A 17512-nucleotide genomic window follows, 5' to 3' on the forward strand; every position below is an offset into this window, starting at 1 on the left:
GCAGATATTTGACAACTCAAGCGATAACCCGCCATCACGCAGTATGGACATTTTATGAAATTATCCCTGTTTAAAAGCCTTTATTTCCAGGTGCTTACGGCGATCGCCGTCGGCGTGCTGCTCGGTCACTTCTATCCTGAGCTGGGTGCGCAAATGAAGCCGCTGGGCGATGCGTTCGTTAAGCTCATTAAAATGATTATTGCTCCGGTCATTTTCTGCACCGTTGTCACCGGCATTGCCGGGATGGAGAGCATGAAAGCGGTCGGCCGTACTGGCGCCGTGGCGCTGCTCTATTTTGAAATTGTCAGCACCGTGGCGCTGATTATCGGCCTGATCGTGGTTAACGTGCTGCAGCCGGGGGCTGGCATGAACGTCGATCCCAGCACGCTGGATGCGCAGGCAGTGGCGGTTTATGCCCAGCAGGCTGAACAGCAGGGCGTGATCGCCTTCCTGCTCGACGTGATACCGGGTAGCGTGATCGGCGCATTCGCCAGCGGCAACATTCTTCAGGTTCTGCTTTTCGCCATCCTGTTCGGCTTTGCGCTGCATCGCCTGGGCAGCAAAGGCACGCTGGTATTTAACTTTATCGAAAGTTTTTCCCAGGTGATTTTCGGCATCATTAACATGATTATGCGCCTCGCGCCTATCGGGGCTTTCGGGGCGATGGCATTTACCATCGGTAAATATGGCGTCGGTTCGCTGGTGCAGTTGGGTCAGTTGATCATCTGCTTCTACATCACCTGTGTGCTTTTTGTGGTGGTGGTTCTGGGCCTGATTGCCCGGGTTGTCGGCTTTAACATTTTCAAATTCATTGGCTACATCAAAGAAGAGCTGCTGATTGTTCTGGGTACTTCCTCTTCAGAATCCGCGCTGCCGCGGATGCTGGCAAAAATGGAGAATCTGGGATGTAAAAAGTCTGTGGTCGGACTGGTTATTCCCACCGGCTATTCATTTAATCTGGACGGCACCTCGATTTATCTGACGATGGCCTCGGTGTTTATTGCCCAGGCAACCAATGCGCATATGGATATCACCCATCAGATTACGCTGCTGGTGGTGCTGTTGCTCTCCTCAAAAGGGGCGGCGGGCGTGACCGGAAGCGGCTTTATCGTGCTGGCGGCGACGCTCTCTGCGGTAGGCCATCTGCCGGTAGCAGGCCTGGCGTTAATTCTGGGTATTGACCGCTTTATGTCTGAAGCGCGTGCGCTGACCAACCTGGTGGGTAACGGCGTGGCGACGGTCGTGGTGGCGAAGTGGGTGGGACAGCTGGATGAAAAGCAGATGAAAGAGACGCTCTCTTCCCACAAAAATGCAAAAAAGCAGCCTGAAATCTCTCATTAAGCTGCTAATTACGTAAATATCCCGACAAATGCCCGCCGCGACTTGCCCTCGCGGCGGGCATTTGCATAATAACCCCCACAGATTTTTATCATTTTCTCACCCGGTGACGCGACATCTTCGCCGGCGCGTGGTCTAAAAAGCTGCTTCGTTAAAAAAACAGCGGCTTTCCTGAGTTATCCTTCCCATAGATAGCCACAGGCCGTAGATCACCAGTGATTTCTTTGGTTTGTGATTGAGTAGGGGTTCACATGCAGGGCACCAGAATGCGTCTATTAATTGGTGGGATAGTGCTGGCCGTCGCCGGCACGGTGCAGGCTGAAACACTCCAACCCGATCCCGCCTGGCAGCAGGGGAAACTCGATAACGGTTTCCGCTGGCAGGTGCTGACAACGCCGCAGCGGCCAAGTGACCGCGTTGAAGTTCGCTTACTGATCAATACCGGTTCGCTGGTGGAAAGTACTCAGCAGACCGGTTTCACCCACCTTTTACCCCGTCTGGCGCTGGTGCACAACGCCAGGCTGGATCCGGCGCAGCAGCGCTCGCTCTGGCAGCAGGGCATCGATCGCGATCGCCCACAGCCGCCGGCGCTCACTTCCTACGACCACACGCTCTATACGCTGAGCCTGCCAAACAACCGTCCTGAGCTGTTGAAAGAGGCGCTCAACTGGCTGGCCGCCACCGCGGGCGAGATGAACATCAGTGAGCAGACAATCGATACCGCGCTGAATGCGGATGATCCTATCGCCACCTGGCCGGGCAATACCCAGGATGTCTGGTGGCGCTACCGTCTGAAAGGTTCGACGCTGCTCGGCCACGATCCGGCCACGCCAGCCACCATGCCGGTCGACCCGCAAAAGCTGACCGCCTTTTATCAGCAGTGGTACACGCCGGATGCCATGACGCTCTTTGTTGTCGGGAACGTTGACAGCCGCGGCCTGGCCGAGCAGATCGGCAAAACGTTTTCTGCGCTTGAGGGCAAGCGGGAAGCGCCCGCGCCGATGCCAACTCTCTCTCCGCTGCCGCAGCAGCCGGTCAATCTGGTGAACAGCGCGCTCCGCCAGGATCGTCTGGCGCTGGTCTGGGATAACCCCTGGCAGCCAATTCGCGAGTCGCAAAGCTTACAGCGCTACTGGCAGAGCGATCTGGCCCGCGAAGCGCTGTTCTGGCACGTTCAGAAAGTCTTATCGGAGAATAAAGCACAGAAGGTGCAGGTAGGCTTCGACTGCCGTGTACTCTTTCAGCGCGCTCAGTGCGCCATCAATATTGATGCGGATAACGCCACGCTGGAGAGTAACCTGAAGCTGATCGCCCAGGAGATGGCGAATATTCGTGATAACGGCCTGCCGCAGGATGAGTTTGATGCGCTGATGGCGCAGAAAACGATGGAGCTGAACAAGCTGTTTGCCACTTATGCCCGGACGGATACCGACGTGCTGATGAGCCAGCGGCTGCGTTCGCAGCAAAATGCGGTGGTGGATATCGCGCCGGAACAGTATCAGAAGCTGCGTCAGCACTTTCTTTCCAGCCTGACGCTCTCTCTGATGAATCAGGAGCTGCGTCAGCAGCTGTCACAGGAGCTGACGATGGTACTGATGCAGCCGCAGGGCGAGCCGGAGACCAACGTCAAAACGCTGCAGCAGGTCTGGCAGACGGTAATGTCGCCGCTGCCGGAACCGGCGGTCGCGGTAGACGAAACGCGACCTGAAGTGTCCGATATCCCGGCCCAGCAAAACTGAGGACGGCAGGGCGGCGTAATGCCGCTCTGCGGGCTACCAGACCCGGGCGCGCAGCCACTCATTCACCAGCATCGGCCAGCTCGCAAGCGGCAGATCGGCGACGTTACGGATGCCAAAGCCGTGCCCGCCTTTCTCGTAGAAATGAAGTTCGCTGGAGACCTTATGCTCGCGCAGCGCGCTGAACATCACCATGCTGTTATTGATCGGTACTGACTCATCGTTCACGGCGTGGATCAGGAGCGTCTGCGGCGTCTGCTCCGTCACCCGTGTTTCCAGTGAATATGCCTCAATCTCCCGCTGAACAGGATGCTCACCCAGCAGGCGCAGCCGCGATCCCGGATGGGCCAGGCCTTCACGCATGCTGATTACCGGGTAGAGCAGTACCATCGCGTCAGGGCGGGCGCTCAGCGAGTCGGCAATATCCTGTACCGGATAGAGTTTTTCACCGAAGCGTGTGCCGGCGCTGGCCGCAACGTAGCCGCCGGCGGAAAAGCCCATCATCACAATATGCTTGCCGTTTAGCCTGCGGGCGGCCCGGTGACGCAGCACGCGGATGGCGCGCTGGGCATCGGCCAGCGGTGCGTCGCTGCCTTCGTGATGGCCATCCTGCGGAAAACGGTAGGTCATTACCGCCAGCGTATAGCCCATCGCGGTGAAAAACATCGCCAGCGCGCTGCCCTCTTTATCTATCATGATGCGTTCAAAGCCGCCGCCGGGCGCGACCAGCAGCGTCACGCCGTTGTCGTTCTTCTCTTCGGGATACCAGAAAGCGATCTCCGGGCTTCTTACGCCGCTGGCGGCACGATCGTAGGGCTCATACTCCTTTGCGAGATCGACGATCTGTGGCTGAACGCGGGAGTCGCTGGCGCCGGGGGCGTCGCCCTGCGGCCAGAGGGTAATAATGTCAGTTTTCATAGGCGCTCCTGAGCAGCATAGAGTGAAGTATAGGCCAGCCGGTAAAATAACGGGCTGGCCCTTCAGGAAGAGTGTGAATAGCGATGACAGTGCCGTTTTTAAAATAAGGCGTCCAGCTTTTGCCGCGCGTTTTCCTCAAAATCAGACCAGGCCCAGGGGGGTAGTCCGCATCTTTTCCCGGCAATGTAACCTACTGAATCTGGAGGGCTAAAAACTGATGATAAATAATATTACTGCAATTATTTAAGTGGGTTGATATCAATTACATTTAAAATCATAAGGATGCATTGGCGTTATTTCAACATGATAGGATGTACAGGAGAAATTCTTTAATTCCGTTACTGATAAGTCGTTATTATTTTCTGTGAGGAAGATCCTGTATTGAATAATATTACTGCCCTGAGGCGGGCCGCTGAAATAAGGTGTGGTTAATGCAGCGATACTTACCAGTGGGAAAATTATTATCCGGATAATTTAAGTTAGGTAAGCAAATAATAATACTGCCTGGATGAACTGACGCAAATAAGCAGTGAATAATGTTTTATGGGCAGGCTGTCTCTGGTTAGCAGTAAATAATGCTGTCTGGGTGGCTGACTCAGGTAAGCGGGAAATCATATTTTTATGGGCAGGCTGTCTCTGGTTAGCAGTAAATAATGCTGTCTGGACAGGGTAAATCGGACAGAGAGATATGTGTTATCCGGACAGATTAACCCAGAAAATCCCCGCCGGGACGGGCTGACACCAGGAGCATCCGTCAGGATGCTCCTGGGCGTGACCTCAGACCGGCATCGCCGCCAGAGGAATGATCGCGCCACGGTGCTGGATAACGGTACTGGCAGTAAGATGACCGCGTCTGGCCGCTTCTTCTGCACTGCCGCCACAGAGACGCACCGCCAGATAACCGGCGCTGAATGAGTCGCCCGCAGCGGTGGTATCAATGACTTTGCTGGCCGGGAGCGCAACGGCAGGAACCTCAATCAGTGACGCATCCGGCAGTGATACCAGGCAGGATTCCGCGCCCCGCTTGATCACGATTTCGCTGACGCCTGCGGCGCGTGTACGTGCAATCACCTCGTCCACACTCGCTTCGCCCCAGAGCAGGGTTTCATCGTCCAGCGTCAGGAAGGCGATATCCGTGCAGGCCAGCATCGCCTGATAGGCCGCCTGCGTCTCTTCCGCAGATGACCAGAGGCGCGGGCGGTAGTTATTATCAAAGATAACCTTACCGCCGTTGCGGCGATAAGACGACAGCAGCGTCATCAGCTTCTCACGGCTCTGCGGCGTGAGGATCGCCAGGCTGATACCGCTCAGATAGAGATAGTCGAATTCTGCCAGCTGCTGGCAAATTTCCTCTGCGCGATCGCTTTCCAGCCAGTAACGGGCCGCCGCGTCGTTGCGCCAGTAATAGAAGGTACGCTCGCCTCTGGCGTCCGTCTCAATCACATAGAGCCCTGGCAGCTTGTTATCCATTTGCTGGATCAGCGCGGTCTGCACTTTTTCCTGTTGCCAGGCGGCCATCATCTCGCGACTGAAGCTGTCGGTACCGAGCGCGGTAACATAATCGACGCTCAGCTGCGCCTCTTCTACCTGGCGGGCGATATAGACCGCCGTATTAAGCGTATCACCGCCGAAACCCCGGCTTAAACCGCTCTCTTTCTGGGAAAGTTCAATCATGCATTCGCCGATTACGGCGATTCTTTTCTGCGTCATTTTCATCAGCCCTTAATCCATTCTGCCCCTAGTTTCGCCGTGGCAGGCGGTCGAGTCAATATTTTAAAACAGCGTTTTATTTTTAATGTGGCTTCGCGCCCGTTTTGCACTTTTCTGCGCCTTCGCCAGGCTTTTACAGCGATTTTATCCGGTTTCACCCTGGCCGGGCGATAAGGTTTCAGCGGGAGAATCAGACGGTCGGTCCTGTTACGTGCAGGAGGAAAGGTAGCGCGTCGGCTGAGCTAATGCCCTTTCCGACTCTCTCGACTATCTTTACAGAAGATAAAAGTGAGCATGGAGAACAGGTATGTCACGCACCGGGAAAATAATCAGTTGGATTATCGGGATTTTTTTACTGCTGATTGCCGTGGTGGTAATCATTATCGCCACTTTTGACTGGAACCGTTTAAAGCCCACCATTAATCAGAAAGTGTCGACTGAGCTGAACCGCCCCTTCGCCATTCGCGGCGATTTGGGCGTGGCCTGGACGCGTAACCGGGAAGAGCCGGGCTGGCGCAGTTGGATCCCCTGGCCGCAGCTTCACGCGGAAGATATTCTGCTCGGTAACCCGCCTGACATTCCTGAGGTAGCGATGGTGCATCTGGCTCGTGCAGAAGCTACCCTGGCGCCACTGGCGCTGCTGGGAAAAGAGGTCTATATCCCATGGATTAAGCTGACCCAGCCTGACGCCCGGCTGATTCAGACCGCCGACGGGAAAAACAACTGGACTTTCAATCTTGCCAGCAGTGAAAACAGCGATCCGGCGCAGACGCCTTCCGCCTGGACGTTCCGTCTCGACAATATCATGTTCGATCGTAGCCAGATCGCCTACCGGGATGCGATCAACAAAGCGGATGTGAAGGTCACGGTCAACCCATTAGGCAAACCTGTTCCTTTCACCCAGATTACAGGAAGCGAAGACGGCGCTAAAAATGAGGGTGCCGCTGATTTTGTTTTCGGCTGGAAGGCTCACGGAACTTATAACGAGGAGAAACTGACCGGTGAGGGCAAAATCGGCGGCATGCTTTCCCTGCGCAGCAAAACGACCCCTTTTCCGCTTGAGGTTGACGTGCGTAACGGCACCACGCGGGTTCAGGCGGCGGGCAGCCTTCAGGACCCGTTAAATCTGGGCGGCCTGAATTTACGCCTGCGCTTCTCCGGCGATACTCTGGCCAATCTGTATGGTCTGACGGGGGTCCTGCTGCCCGATACGCCGCCGTACGAAACGGATGGACGCCTGATTGCCCGTTTCCAGCAGAAGGGCGGCCCGGTGTTTCGTTATGAGAAATTTAATGGTCACATCGGCGACAGCGATATTCACGGTACCCTGACCTATACCCAGGGCAAACCCCGGCCCAAACTGGAAGGTTCGCTCTCATCCCGCCAGCTGCGCATGGCGGACTTAGGCCCGCTGATAGGCGTAGAGTCCGGAAAAGGCAGCGAAAAAACCGAGCAGGCGAAGGCGAAGCGTGGTGAAGCTGACAATCAGCCCGCCGACCGCGTGCTGCCACATGATAAATTTGAGACCAAAAACTGGGACAGCATGGATGCCGATGTGAAGTTCCGGGGCGCGCGTATTGAGCACAGTAATTCGCTGCCGCTAAGCGATCTCTATACGCACCTGGTGCTGAAGAACGGCAATCTGCTGCTCGATCCGCTGCGTTTCGGCATGGCGGGAGGAAACCTCAACTCAACGATACGAATGGAAGGAGACCGGACGCCGATGCGGGCCCGCGCCGATCTGCATGCCCGTAACCTTAAGCTGAAGCAGCTCTTCCCGGACGTGGAGGCGATGCAGAGCAGTATGGGGCAGATTAACGGCGATGCCTCGCTGAGAGGGACTGGCAATTCCGTGGCGGATATTCTGGCAACCAGTAACGGCGACCTGAAGCTGCTGATGAACGATGGCGTGATCAGTCGTAATCTGATGGAGATTGTCGGTCTGAACGTGGGCAATTACGTGGTGGGCAAACTGTTTGGCGATGATGAAGTCCGGATTAATTGCGCAGCCGCCGATCTGAACGTGAACAATGGGCTGGCCACCAGCCAGCTGTTTGTTTTCGATACGCAAAATGCGGTGATTAATATCAGCGGGACCACCAACTTTGCCAACGAACGGCTGGATCTTTCGATTAATCCCGAGAGCAAAGGCATCCGCATCGTTACCCTGCGTTCACCGCTCTACGTGCGCGGTACTTTTAAAAATCCGGATGCGGGCGTCAAGGCCGGGCCGCTGATTGCCCGTGGTGCGGCGGCCGTTGCGCTGGGGGCTGTGGTGGCACCAGCGGCGGCGTTACTGGCGCTGATTTCGCCCAGCGATAATGAAGATAACCAGTGTAGTAATGTGCTGCAGCAGATGAAAAACGGAAAATAAAACAGCACCCTGGCTGAGCCTCGCTTAGCCAGGGTTGTTTAACGATGTTTATTGCAGGGATTGCGGCTTCTGAAAAAACGCCCCGCGCTAAAAATGGCGCGGGGCGTTTTACTTTCACACCGGGTTTTTCCTGCTGGTTCAGCCCGGCAAACTTAATCGAACAGCGATTCGTGGCGCGTCTCTTTGCTGGCCAGCAGCGCGATAAGCGTCAGGCAGGCCATCGCCGCCAGGTAGACGCCAACATAAAACAGGCCATAGTTATGTGCCAGCCAGGTGGCGATATAAGGTGCGACGGACGCGCCAAGTATGGACGACAGATTGTAGGAAAATGAGGCGCCGGTATAGCGCACTTCCGTCGGGAACAGTTCCGGCAGCAGCGCCCCCATGGGGCCAAAAGTCAGGCCCATAATGCTCAGTCCGAAGACCAGGAAAGCCAGAACCATCGCCGGGCTACCCGATCCCAGCATCGAGGGGAAGATCATCGCAAACGCGATAATCATCAGCGTAATCACAATCATCGTTTTACGGCGGCCAAAGCGATCGGCCAGCATGCCGGCGATCGGCACCATAATGCCAAAACCCACCACCGCCAGCATCAACATCCATAGCATGGTGTTGCGCGGGAAGCCCAGCCCTTCAGGCGCAGCGGTGGTGCCATAGGACATGGAGTACACGGTCATGATGTAAAACAGCGTATAGGTTGCCAGCATGATAAAGGTGCCGAGGATCGTCGCCTTCATATGTTTAGTCAGCAGTGTCCCGATCGGAATTTTGACCTGCTTCTTCTCTTTTTTCACCTTCTCAAAGACGGGCGACTCGTGCAGCGAGACACGCACGTAAAGGCCAACCAGCACCAGCACGGCGGAGAGAATAAAGGGAACGCGCCAGCCCCACTGCATAAACTGCTCGTCGGTCAGCAGCCAGGAGAGCAGCAGGAAAGTCCCGTTGGCGAAAAAGAAGCCGATGGGGGCGCCAAGCTGGGGGAAGGAACCGTAAAGCGCGCGCTTCTTCGCCGGGGCATTTTCGGTGGCAAGCAGCGCCGCGCCGCCCCATTCGCCGCCCAGGCCAAGACCCTGACCAAAGCGGGCCAGCGCCAGCAGCAGCGGCGCGAAGACGCCAATGGTTGCATAGCCCGGCAGCAGGCCGATCACTACCGTCGAGATCCCCATGGTCAGCAACGAGGCGACCAGCGTGACCTTGCGGCCCGCGCGATCGCCGAAGTGACCAAAAAGCGCGGAGCCGATTGGGCGGGCGATAAACGCGATAGCAAAGGTCGCCAGTGACTGTAGCGTGGCGACGGTCGCATCTCCCTGCGGAAAGAAGATATGCGGAAAAACGATGACCGCAGCCGTCGCGTAGATGTAAAAATCAAAAAATTCGATAGCGGTGCCGACCAGCGAGGCAACGAGCACTTTACCGCGTGAGTTGACAGGCGTGGCGTCGTTTCCGGCGTCGGGCGATGAGGCGATGGAGGCTTGCATAGCAGTTTCTTATTTGTAATACGTGAAAAAGAATCTTACGCAGTGCGTCAGCCGCATTCAATGGTGAAAAGCCCGGCGCAGCGGGCCTGCGGCGCGGAAAAGAGGATCCTGCGAGAGATGAGTGGATTACCGGGCGATGGCAGGGTGAATCAGTGATTTTGTGGCGCGATTCACTACGAATCAGCGTATAAAAAGTATCAACCCAGCTTTAAATGCTGTCTTTTGGGTGAATATTAACCATCAGGCCAGATTTTCGTCTGAAACGCCGGGAGAAAACGCGAACGCTCTGTGCCCATTGTCGCTGATGACCAGCAATAACTGGCGTTGATCCAGCAACTAAATCAACCTTAAATCAGCTGCAGTTAATCCCCCTTATTACACCCTTTTCTGATCCTAACCCGGGCGCTGCTTTTTTCAGCAGATAGACTGCTGGCCCATCCACTTTTACGCCCCTGTCAGAAGGTGATCTGTCATGCTGTTGAAACGTCGAATGGCGAACGGGCTGTTACGCCACTGGCTTCCTCTCCTTACCGGATTCCCACGGATGCTGGCAAGCGGCGCTGGTGCGGTCAGATGGCAATTGACCGGCGTAACGATATTCAGCGGTATGCTGATGGCCACGCTGATGGGCGTGGTGTTTATCCCGGCACGCTATCTGCACATTCAGTGGCTGCGTGAAAAAGGTAAACCTCTCCGGGAGAAGAACTAATGTTTGCATCCATGCGTAACAACACCTTTAAAGCCGTGGTTATCCTCGGAATGCTGGTGATTATTCTGGCGGGTATCCGCGCCGGGGCTGAAATCGTAGTGCCTTTTATACTCGCCCTGTTCGTGGCGGTGATCCTCAATCCGCTGGTCAGGCTGCTGCAGCGGACGGGCCTGCCCAGAATGCTGGCCATTTTGCTGCTGGCGGGTGCGATCGTGCTGATCGGTGCGCTGCTGTTAAGTACGCTGGTCACCATGCTGAATGATTTTGCCCGCACGCTGCCGCAATATCGCCAGCTGCTGCTGGACTTCCTGTTGGCATTTCAGCAGCATGCGGGCCAGCTGGGCGTGTCGGTTTCCGCCGAGGCGCTGATCACCATGGTCGATCCCAACGCGGCGATCAACCTGGTTAGCTGGCTGCTTACCCAACTCTCCGGTGCGGTATCAGGCATTTTTCTTCTGCTGATGACCGTAGTCTTTATGCTGTTTGAAGTGCCGTTGCTGACGGCTAAGCTCCGGCACCTGCTCCGATCGTCCACTTCCGGCATGGCCGCTATCCGGCAGGCTATCGACGGCGTCAGCCGCTATCTGGTGCTGAAGACGGCGATCAGCCTGTTCACCGGCATTGTCGTCTGGCTGATGCTGTTATTGCTCGATGTCCGTTTTGCCCTGCTGTGGGGCGTACTGGCGTTTGTCCTCAACTACATTCCGAATATCGGTTCGATCATTGCGGCCGTTCCTGCGGTGATTCAGGTGCTGATTTTTAACGGAACCGGCGAGGCGCTGCTGGTGGCGGCAGGCTACCTGCTGATCAATCTGCTGATTGGCAACATGCTCGAACCGCGGCTGATGGGGCGTGGACTGGGATTATCCACGCTGGTGGTCTTTCTGGCGCTGATATTCTGGGGCTGGCTGCTGGGCCCGGTAGGGATGTTACTGTCCGTGCCGCTGACCATCGTGGCAAAAATCGCGCTGGAACAGATCCGCGGCGGCGACGCGTTGGCGTTGCTGCTCAGCGACCGCAGCGGCTGGCAGCGGGATTAATTCAGCGTCTGGTTCACCTGCTGGACCATCCAGGGATAGAAGGGGTTGGAAGACTGACGCATCAGCATATCCAGGCTGACTATCAGCACCGAACGCTCGCCGCGCGGCGTCAGGGAACCAAAACTGACGCCGAACGCATTGGGGTGAGTCGGCGTGCGGCCGTAGAGCGAATCGCTGAACGGAAAGGGGAGCGCTACGTGGGACAGGGAATAGACATCACCGGGATAGTTGATGCCCAGAGGCTCACGGGCAGTGACCGTCGCGCCGGCCAGCGTCGTTTCCGCCACCGCCGCACTGCTGTGAGGCGAAGCATTGGTTACCAGGCGGGTGGTGTAATGTCGTGGCGCGGGCGGCAGTAAATGTTGGGCGGCCTGTCTGGCGCTGCTGCGCATCAGCGGCGAAAGCTGCACCGCCTGATTCACGTCAAACAGCACCAGCTCGCTGCCGTTACGCGGCAGCAGATTGTACAGGGCATGGATCACCGCAGGCGTACTCACCGTGGCGTCGGCCACCGACTGGAAAGTCAGCACCGGCGGCGCGTTATCCAGTAACCGGCTCGCTCTGACGCGGTGGAGCTGGGTTTGCAGGGCGCTGGTCAGCAGCCAGGATTGCCGGGCCGCTTTTACCGGGAACGAGTTGTATTTAAAGGGATTAAATTCCGGCAGGAGACTGAGCCAGGCCGACCGGGCGAACGCTGGCAGCAGCGAAGGCAGCCCGGCGAGGCCGGCATAGCGCGCATAGCTGCTGACGCCGATCATCGGCGAGATCAGGATCAGACGGCTGGGCAGCGGTAGCGCCTTATCCTCCAGCGCATCCAGCGTATATTTCATTGCCAGCGCACCGCCGTTGGAAAAGCCCATGATATGCAGCGGTGCGCCAGCAGGAACACGCGCTCTGGCTTCACGTACGGCCAGCCGGGTGGCTGCCATCCAGTCTTCCCATTCGACTGTGGTCAGCGCCGCCGGTACCGTACCGTGACCCGGCAGGCGTATCGCCACCACAACATAGCCTTGCTGTTGATAATTAACGGCAAAATGCCGCAGGCTGTAGGGGGAATCCGTCAGTCCATGCAGCAGAACCACGGCACCGCGAGGCGCGCCCTGCGGCATCAGCTCATAAGAGCGGTTCCAGTCTGTGGCAAAGCTTTCGGGATAAACCGGACTGTTTTTCGCATAGCGATTAAGGATTTCCGGCGAATCCTCGATTTTGTCACTGACGTTACGCTTCATCGCGGCAAAGATTTTTTGCTCGTTTTGCAGATAATCAGCCCAGTTATCCTGATCCAGCTGGCTGTCGCTCAGCTCATCCGGTACCCACTTATGCCAGGGCTGCAAATCGGGCCCGCGCTCCGTCACCGCCACGCGCAGCGCCAGCAGGGCGATCAGCATTATCAGCAGGACGATTAGCGATCGCGTTAACCAGATTTTTGTCCTTCTCAGCATAATGGGGCCTCGTTGTTATCCCTCTGAAGTGTAGAGTGAATCTGCCGCCAGGCGTTGATCGTTATCATCTGTCTCTGGCGGTGAATGTCACTATGGGGTTGTTAAATGCAACGTGTTGATAAAGGGTTTAAGGAACGGAACGGCAGATAATTACGCAATGTTATCATTTAACTCCCTGTTTTTAATAATTTATTTATTTGGTGTTGATGATTTACAGGTCATTTCTTAAGGATTTACTTCGTCAGCAGGCGGGATTATAGTGACGACGATTTCATCACTGGAGCGCTTAATTGGACAGTCACCCTTTACGTTTTATGCTTTAAGGTAAGCCAACTCCCTTGTTTGCTTGCCGAAAACCGGCGGGCAATGTTGCACCTCTTCCCTGTGTCACATCCCCGTTTTGCCCATCAATGTTGTCCCGTGCTGATGCCGGGCAAGGAACGCACTATGAAAGAACCTCCGACCCGCGGCGGGCGATGGCACACAGGCAGAATAAGGAGTAACGCCTCTCTGTAATCCTCCTGTCCGTTCCTGCTTGCTGCCCCGTCCCGATCCCCAAAAAAACTGAAAATCCTCATGCGCAGGCGTGTTTCCCCGCGCCTGAATAAAAAGAAATTAAGGATCTGGCAAATGAAAATGCATAACGCCAATGTAAAACGCGCCCGCGATTTAGCGATCGCTGGCGAGATAACACAAAGCCTGGACGCGACCCTGGCACGACTTAACACTGAACGTCATGGCCTGACACAGGCCGATGCCGCCGCGCGACTGCTGGAGCATGGCAAAAATGAGGTCGCCAGCGAGAAAGCGCCTCACCCGCTGGTGCAACTGGTGCAGGCTTTCAATAACCCTTTTATCTGGGTGCTGATGGTGCTGGCCGCCGTCAGTTTTTTCACCGATTACGTTATTCCGCTTCGTCACGGAGAAGAGGGCGATCTGACCGGCGTGATTATCATGCTGACTATGGTTTCGCTCAGTGGACTGCTGCGCTTCTGGCAGGAGTACCGTACGAACAGAGCGGCGGAAGCGCTGAAATCCCTGGTTCGCACGACGGCCACGGTGATCCGTCGCAGCAGTGAAACATCGCAGCCGGTGAAAATAACGGTTTCGCTGCAGGACGTTGTACCGGGTGACATTATTTTTCTTTCTGCCGGCGACATCGTCCCCGCCGATAGCCGACTGCTTACTTCCCATGGCCTGTTTGTCAGCCAGGCGGCGCTGAGCGGCGAAGCTATCCCGGTTGAGAAATCTGGTATCAGCTCGCCGATGGTGGCCGGCAATGCGGCTGAGAATGATCCGCTGCATTCACCGGCGATCTGCCTGATGGGCACCACCGTTGCCAGCGGTACGGCGACGGCGGTTGTTGTGGCAACCGGTAATCAAACCTGGTTTGGCTCGCTGGCAAAATCCGTGGTGGGCAAACGCCCGCTGACCGCCTTCGATCGCGGCGTGAACAGCGTAAGCTGGCTGCTGATCCGCTTTATGCTGGTGATGGTACCCATCGTGTTGTTTATCAATGGATTCACTAAAGGCGACTGGGCTGATGCGCTGATGTTTGCGCTGGCGGTGGCGGTCGGTCTGACCCCGGAAATGCTGCCGATGATAGTCAGCGCCAATCTGGCGAAGGGCGCTGTCGCCATGTCCCGCCGTAAAGTGGTGGTGAAGCGGCTCAACGCCATCCAGAACTTTGGTGCGATGGATGTGCTCTGTACTGATAAAACCGGCACGCTGACCCAGGATCGTATCATTCTGGCGCAGCATCTGGATGCAAATGGCTGCAACAGCGACCAGGTGCTGCGACTCGCCTGGCTGAACAGCCGCCATCAGAGCGGCGTGAAGAACCTGATGGACAAGGCGATCCTTCGCTTCAGCCAGGGCCATCTGGCCGTGAGCGGGCTGTGGCGCTACCGTAAAATCGACGAGCTGCCCTTTGATTTTGAACGCCGTCGTCTGTCTGTGGTGGTCGCTGATGAAAACAGTCAGCAGACGCTGATCTGCAAAGGTGCGGTGGATGAAATGCTGGGCGTTTCCAGCCACTGGATGGACGCCGGAGAACGCCGCCCGCTGGATGAGGCTGCCCGCCAGCAGTGGCGTCAGCAGGCTGAGGCGCTCAATCAGCAGGGATACCGCGTGCTGCTTGTCGCTGAGCGTAACCTGGGCGATAACCTGCCTTTGCTGCCGTTAAAGAAAGAGGACGAGTCTGGACTGACGGTTTGCGGACTACTGACGTTTCTCGATCCGGCAAAAGAGAGCGCCGGGCAGGCCATCGCCGCGCTGCATGAAAATGGCGTGACGGTAAAAGTGCTCACCGGCGATAACGCCGTTATCACCCGTAAAATCTGTCGCGACGTTGGACTGGAACCTGGCGAACCGCTCTGCGGCAGTGACATTGCGCTGCTGGACGACAGCGAGCTGTCCCGCCTGGTTGAAACGCGGACGCTATTCTGCCGCCTGACGCCACAGCAGAAATCACGCGTGTTACAGGCGTTGCAGCATAATGGTCACACTGTCGGTTTCCTGGGCGATGGCATTAACGATGCGCCAGCCCTGCGGAAGGCGGATATCGGCATTTCAGTGGATACCGCCACCGATATCGCCAAAGCGTCTGCTGATATTATTCTGCTGGAAAAGAACCTGATGGTGCTGGAACAGGGTGTAATCAAAGGGCGTGAGACTTACGGCAACATCATCAAGTACCTGAACATGACCGCCAGTTCTAACTTTGGCAACGTGTTCTCCGTGCTGGTGGCGAGCGCCTTTATTCCGTTTTTGCCAATGCTGGCGATCCATCTGCTGCTGCAAAATCTGCTGTATGATCTCTCCCAGCTGGCGCTGCCCTGGGACAAGATGGACAACGCGTTCCTGCGTAAACCCCGCCAGTGGGATGCGAAGAATATTGGCCGCTTTATGCTGTGGATTGGCCCGACCTCCTCGCTGTTTGATATCACGACCTTTTTTATTATGTGGCACGTATTCGCTGCCAACAGTGTCGAGCACCAGGCCCTGTTCCAGTCCGGCTGGTTTGTCGAGGGGCTGCTCTCTCAGACGCTGGTGGTGCATATGCTGCGTACGCAAAAAATCCCTTTTATCCAGAGCCGCGCCGCGCTGCCGGTGATGCTGGCAACCGGCGTGGTGATGGCACTGGGCATCTGTATTCCGTTTTCTCCGCTGGGCCATATCGTCGGGCTGGTGCCGCTGCCATGGACCTATTTCCCATGGCTGGTCGCTACGCTGTTCGGCTACTGCGTGGTCGCGCAGGGAATGAAACGTATTTATATGCGCCGCTTCGGCCAGTGGTACTGAGGAGAGCGGGATGAAACATAAAAATGCGGTTATCGCGATAGTGCTGTTTTTCCTCGGGCTGGTGATCTTCTCCAGCGGGCTGCTGATGATATTCAGCTTATAGCGGATGCTGCGCTGTTTTGCATGGCGCAGCACCTCGTACAGAGGGAAAACAGGCCAGCGTCAGGGCGGATCGGGGATCTGCCCTGACGCTTACACTTTGATAAAGCGCAGATAAATAAAGCGCAGAACAAAATATTCCACCGCGCCGAGCAGCAGGAACCAGAGGCAAAATACCAGCGTATAGAGCTGTCCGATATCGCTCAGGTGAAAGATCGCCATCAGCCGGTGGGTGAGGCTCAGGCCGAACCAGGGCGCAGGCAACAGCAGGGCGGAAAGAAATCCCAGCAGCAGGGTACTCATCGGCATCAAAAAGGTCAGAAAGGGATTTTTCATCGGTATTCCATCTTAGTCAGTGGCGGCTATTTTCCGGCAATCGGGCCGCGGGTTCAATCCTCAAACGTCCGCCAGACACTTTGCCCCGCAGTCAGACGCAGAGGGGCATCTGGAGCAGGCATTTTTGGCGCTGTTGTTACGCATAAGGTCCGCGTTAATCCCCCAGGGTGATAAAGGTCGTAAAGGGTAACACAGTAATTCTTTTAGCCTTTTTGGTCATTATTAAGGCGCAGTTTTAGCATTCGTTAAAAAGTATAGCCGAGGCTATAATCAAATCCCTGATTTTACTGTCTTTTTTTTGCCATGGGCCCGTGGTAGCATGCCTGCCACATTGAAGAGTTCGCGCTTGTTTTTACCGCGAGACGCTATTTTTTAACGCTTTGAGACGCTGTCAGGTCTCAGGGCCGGTATAATCCCCATGAACCTTTACGCCACTCTGATTTTAGCCTTCGGCATGTCAATGGACGCATTTGCAGCGGCTATCGGTAAAGGCGCCTGCCTGCACCGGCCCGGCCTGAAGGAAGCCCTCCGCACCGGCTTAATCTTTGGCATTATTGAAGCCCTGACGCCGCTGATCGGCTGGGCGGTAGGCAGCGTCGCCAGTCGCTACGTTATGGCCTGGGATCACTGGGTGGCTTTCACGCTGCTCTCCCTGCTGGGCGCGCGCATGATTATGGAAGGGTTGCGCAGGAAGGACCCGGTCTCTGAGGCGGCACTCAAAAGCCACGGTTTCTGGCTGCTGGCCTGTACGGCTATTGCCACCAGTGTGGATGCCATGGCAGTGGGCGTCGGACTGGCCTTTTTGCAGGTTAATATCGTGGTCACCGCGCTGGCGATTGGCGCTTCCACCATGATCATGGCGACGCTTGGGATCCTGCTGGGACGCTTTATCGGGCCGGTTATGGGCAAATGGGCAGAAGTCTTCGGTGGCGTGGTGCTTATCGGTATCGGCACCACTATTTTAGTTGGGCGCCTCGGCTGGCTGGGCTGATGCGGGCAAAAACAGGGAGAAACCGGCTGAGTTCT

General features: G+C 56.3%; 12 protein-coding genes. 7 read left to right on the plus strand and 5 right to left on the minus strand.

The genetic code is table 11. From position 1 onward, the window contains the following. The first annotated feature begins 54 nt into the window (after positions 1–54). Together EA20_RS0108435 and EA20_RS0108440 are read left to right on the plus strand one after the other, a co-directional pair. Positions 55–1341: a dicarboxylate/amino acid:cation symporter gene (locus EA20_RS0108435; protein WP_024966407.1), complete on the plus strand. Its 1287-nt coding sequence runs from the start codon at positions 55–57 to the stop codon at positions 1339–1341. A gap of 248 nt (positions 1342–1589) precedes the next feature. After that, positions 1590–3077, plus strand: a complete 1488-nt coding sequence (locus EA20_RS0108440; protein WP_024966408.1) for a pitrilysin family protein — start codon at positions 1590–1592, stop codon at positions 3075–3077. A gap of 33 nt (positions 3078–3110) precedes the next feature. On the opposite strand, the gene EA20_RS0108445 is transcribed toward EA20_RS0108440, so the two are convergent. Together EA20_RS0108445 and EA20_RS0108450 are read right to left on the minus strand one after the other, a co-directional pair. After that, a complete protein-coding gene (locus EA20_RS0108445) occupies positions 3111–3992 on the minus strand; it encodes an alpha/beta hydrolase (protein ID WP_024966409.1) in 882 nt (293 codons plus the stop codon). Between the two features lie 777 nt (positions 3993–4769). Next, complete coding sequence (locus tag EA20_RS0108450; protein WP_024966410.1) at positions 4770–5702, minus strand: sugar kinase; 933 nt, start codon at positions 5700–5702, stop codon at positions 4770–4772. A 307-nt stretch (positions 5703–6009) separates the two neighbouring features. Between EA20_RS0108450 and EA20_RS0108455 the strand changes: the two genes are divergently transcribed. Then, complete coding sequence (locus EA20_RS0108455; protein ID WP_024966411.1) at positions 6010–8076, plus strand: AsmA family protein; 2067 nt, start codon at positions 6010–6012, stop codon at positions 8074–8076. A 152-nt stretch (positions 8077–8228) separates the two neighbouring features. Here EA20_RS0108455 and EA20_RS0108460 read toward each other — a convergent pair whose 3' ends face one another. Beyond that, the gene (locus EA20_RS0108460; RefSeq protein WP_024966412.1) at positions 8229–9557 is read right to left on the minus strand and encodes an MFS transporter; all 1329 of its coding nucleotides are present in this window, start codon (positions 9555–9557) and stop codon (positions 8229–8231) included. Between the two features lie 472 nt (positions 9558–10029). On the opposite strand from EA20_RS0108460, the gene EA20_RS20765 reads away from it, so the two are divergent. Then, entirely contained in the window at positions 10030–10266 is a 237-nt protein-coding gene (locus tag EA20_RS20765) for an efflux RND transporter permease subunit (protein WP_152540224.1), read from the plus strand. After that, entirely contained in the window at positions 10266–11306 is a 1041-nt protein-coding gene (locus EA20_RS0108470; RefSeq protein ID WP_051516348.1) for an AI-2E family transporter, read from the plus strand. Before EA20_RS20765 ends, EA20_RS0108470 begins: the two co-directional genes overlap by 1 nt. On the opposite strand, the gene EA20_RS0108475 is transcribed toward EA20_RS0108470, so the two are convergent. Continuing rightward, positions 11303–12748 carry a carboxylesterase gene (locus tag EA20_RS0108475; RefSeq protein WP_024966414.1) on the minus strand — a complete coding sequence of 482 codons (1446 nt, stop codon included), beginning with the start codon at positions 12746–12748 and terminating at the stop codon, positions 11303–11305. The two genes, EA20_RS0108470 and EA20_RS0108475, sit on opposite strands and share 4 nt — an antisense overlap. Positions 12749–13378: 630 nt before the next feature. Between EA20_RS0108475 and mgtA the strand changes: the two genes are divergently transcribed. Then, a complete protein-coding gene (mgtA, locus tag EA20_RS0108480) occupies positions 13379–16051 on the plus strand; it encodes a magnesium-translocating P-type ATPase (protein ID WP_024966415.1) in 2673 nt (890 codons plus the stop codon). Between the two features lie 192 nt (positions 16052–16243). Here mgtA and EA20_RS0108490 read toward each other — a convergent pair whose 3' ends face one another. Further along, positions 16244–16486 carry a DUF1158 family protein gene (locus EA20_RS0108490; RefSeq protein WP_024966416.1) on the minus strand — a complete coding sequence of 81 codons (243 nt, stop codon included), beginning with the start codon at positions 16484–16486 and terminating at the stop codon, positions 16244–16246. A 418-nt stretch (positions 16487–16904) separates the two neighbouring features. On the opposite strand from EA20_RS0108490, the gene mntP reads away from it, so the two are divergent. Continuing rightward, on the plus strand, positions 16905–17477 hold the full coding sequence (mntP, locus tag EA20_RS0108495; RefSeq protein ID WP_024966417.1) for a manganese efflux pump MntP: 573 nt from the start codon (positions 16905–16907) through the stop codon (positions 17475–17477). Positions 17478–17512 lie beyond the last annotated feature (35 nt).

The sequence above is a fragment of the Pantoea sp. IMH genome (assembly GCF_000599885.1).
Taxonomy (GTDB): domain Bacteria; phylum Pseudomonadota; class Gammaproteobacteria; order Enterobacterales; family Enterobacteriaceae; genus Erwinia.

Coding starts and splice junctions, on each gene's coding strand:
- EA20_RS0108490 (WP_024966416.1), bottom strand. CDS start 16,486: ATGAAAAATCCCTTTCTGACCTTTTTGATGCCGATGAGTACCCTGCTG.
- EA20_RS0108475 (WP_024966414.1), bottom strand. CDS start 12,748: ATGCTGAGAAGGACAAAAATCTGGTTAACGCGATCGCTAATCGTCCTG.
- EA20_RS0108450 (WP_024966410.1), bottom strand. CDS start 5,702: ATGACGCAGAAAAGAATCGCCGTAATCGGCGAATGCATGATTGAACTT.
- mgtA (WP_024966415.1), top strand. CDS start 13,379: ATGAAAATGCATAACGCCAATGTAAAACGCGCCCGCGATTTAGCGATC.
- EA20_RS0108470 (WP_051516348.1), top strand. CDS start 10,266: ATGTTTGCATCCATGCGTAACAACACCTTTAAAGCCGTGGTTATCCTC.
- EA20_RS0108460 (WP_024966412.1), bottom strand. CDS start 9,557: ATGCAAGCCTCCATCGCCTCATCGCCCGACGCCGGAAACGACGCCACG.
- mntP (WP_024966417.1), top strand. CDS start 16,905: ATGAACCTTTACGCCACTCTGATTTTAGCCTTCGGCATGTCAATGGAC.
- EA20_RS0108445 (WP_024966409.1), bottom strand. CDS start 3,992: ATGAAAACTGACATTATTACCCTCTGGCCGCAGGGCGACGCCCCCGGC.
- EA20_RS0108440 (WP_024966408.1), top strand. CDS start 1,590: ATGCAGGGCACCAGAATGCGTCTATTAATTGGTGGGATAGTGCTGGCC.
- EA20_RS20765 (WP_152540224.1), top strand. CDS start 10,030: ATGCTGTTGAAACGTCGAATGGCGAACGGGCTGTTACGCCACTGGCTT.
- EA20_RS0108455 (WP_024966411.1), top strand. CDS start 6,010: ATGTCACGCACCGGGAAAATAATCAGTTGGATTATCGGGATTTTTTTA.
- EA20_RS0108435 (WP_024966407.1), top strand. CDS start 55: ATGAAATTATCCCTGTTTAAAAGCCTTTATTTCCAGGTGCTTACGGCG.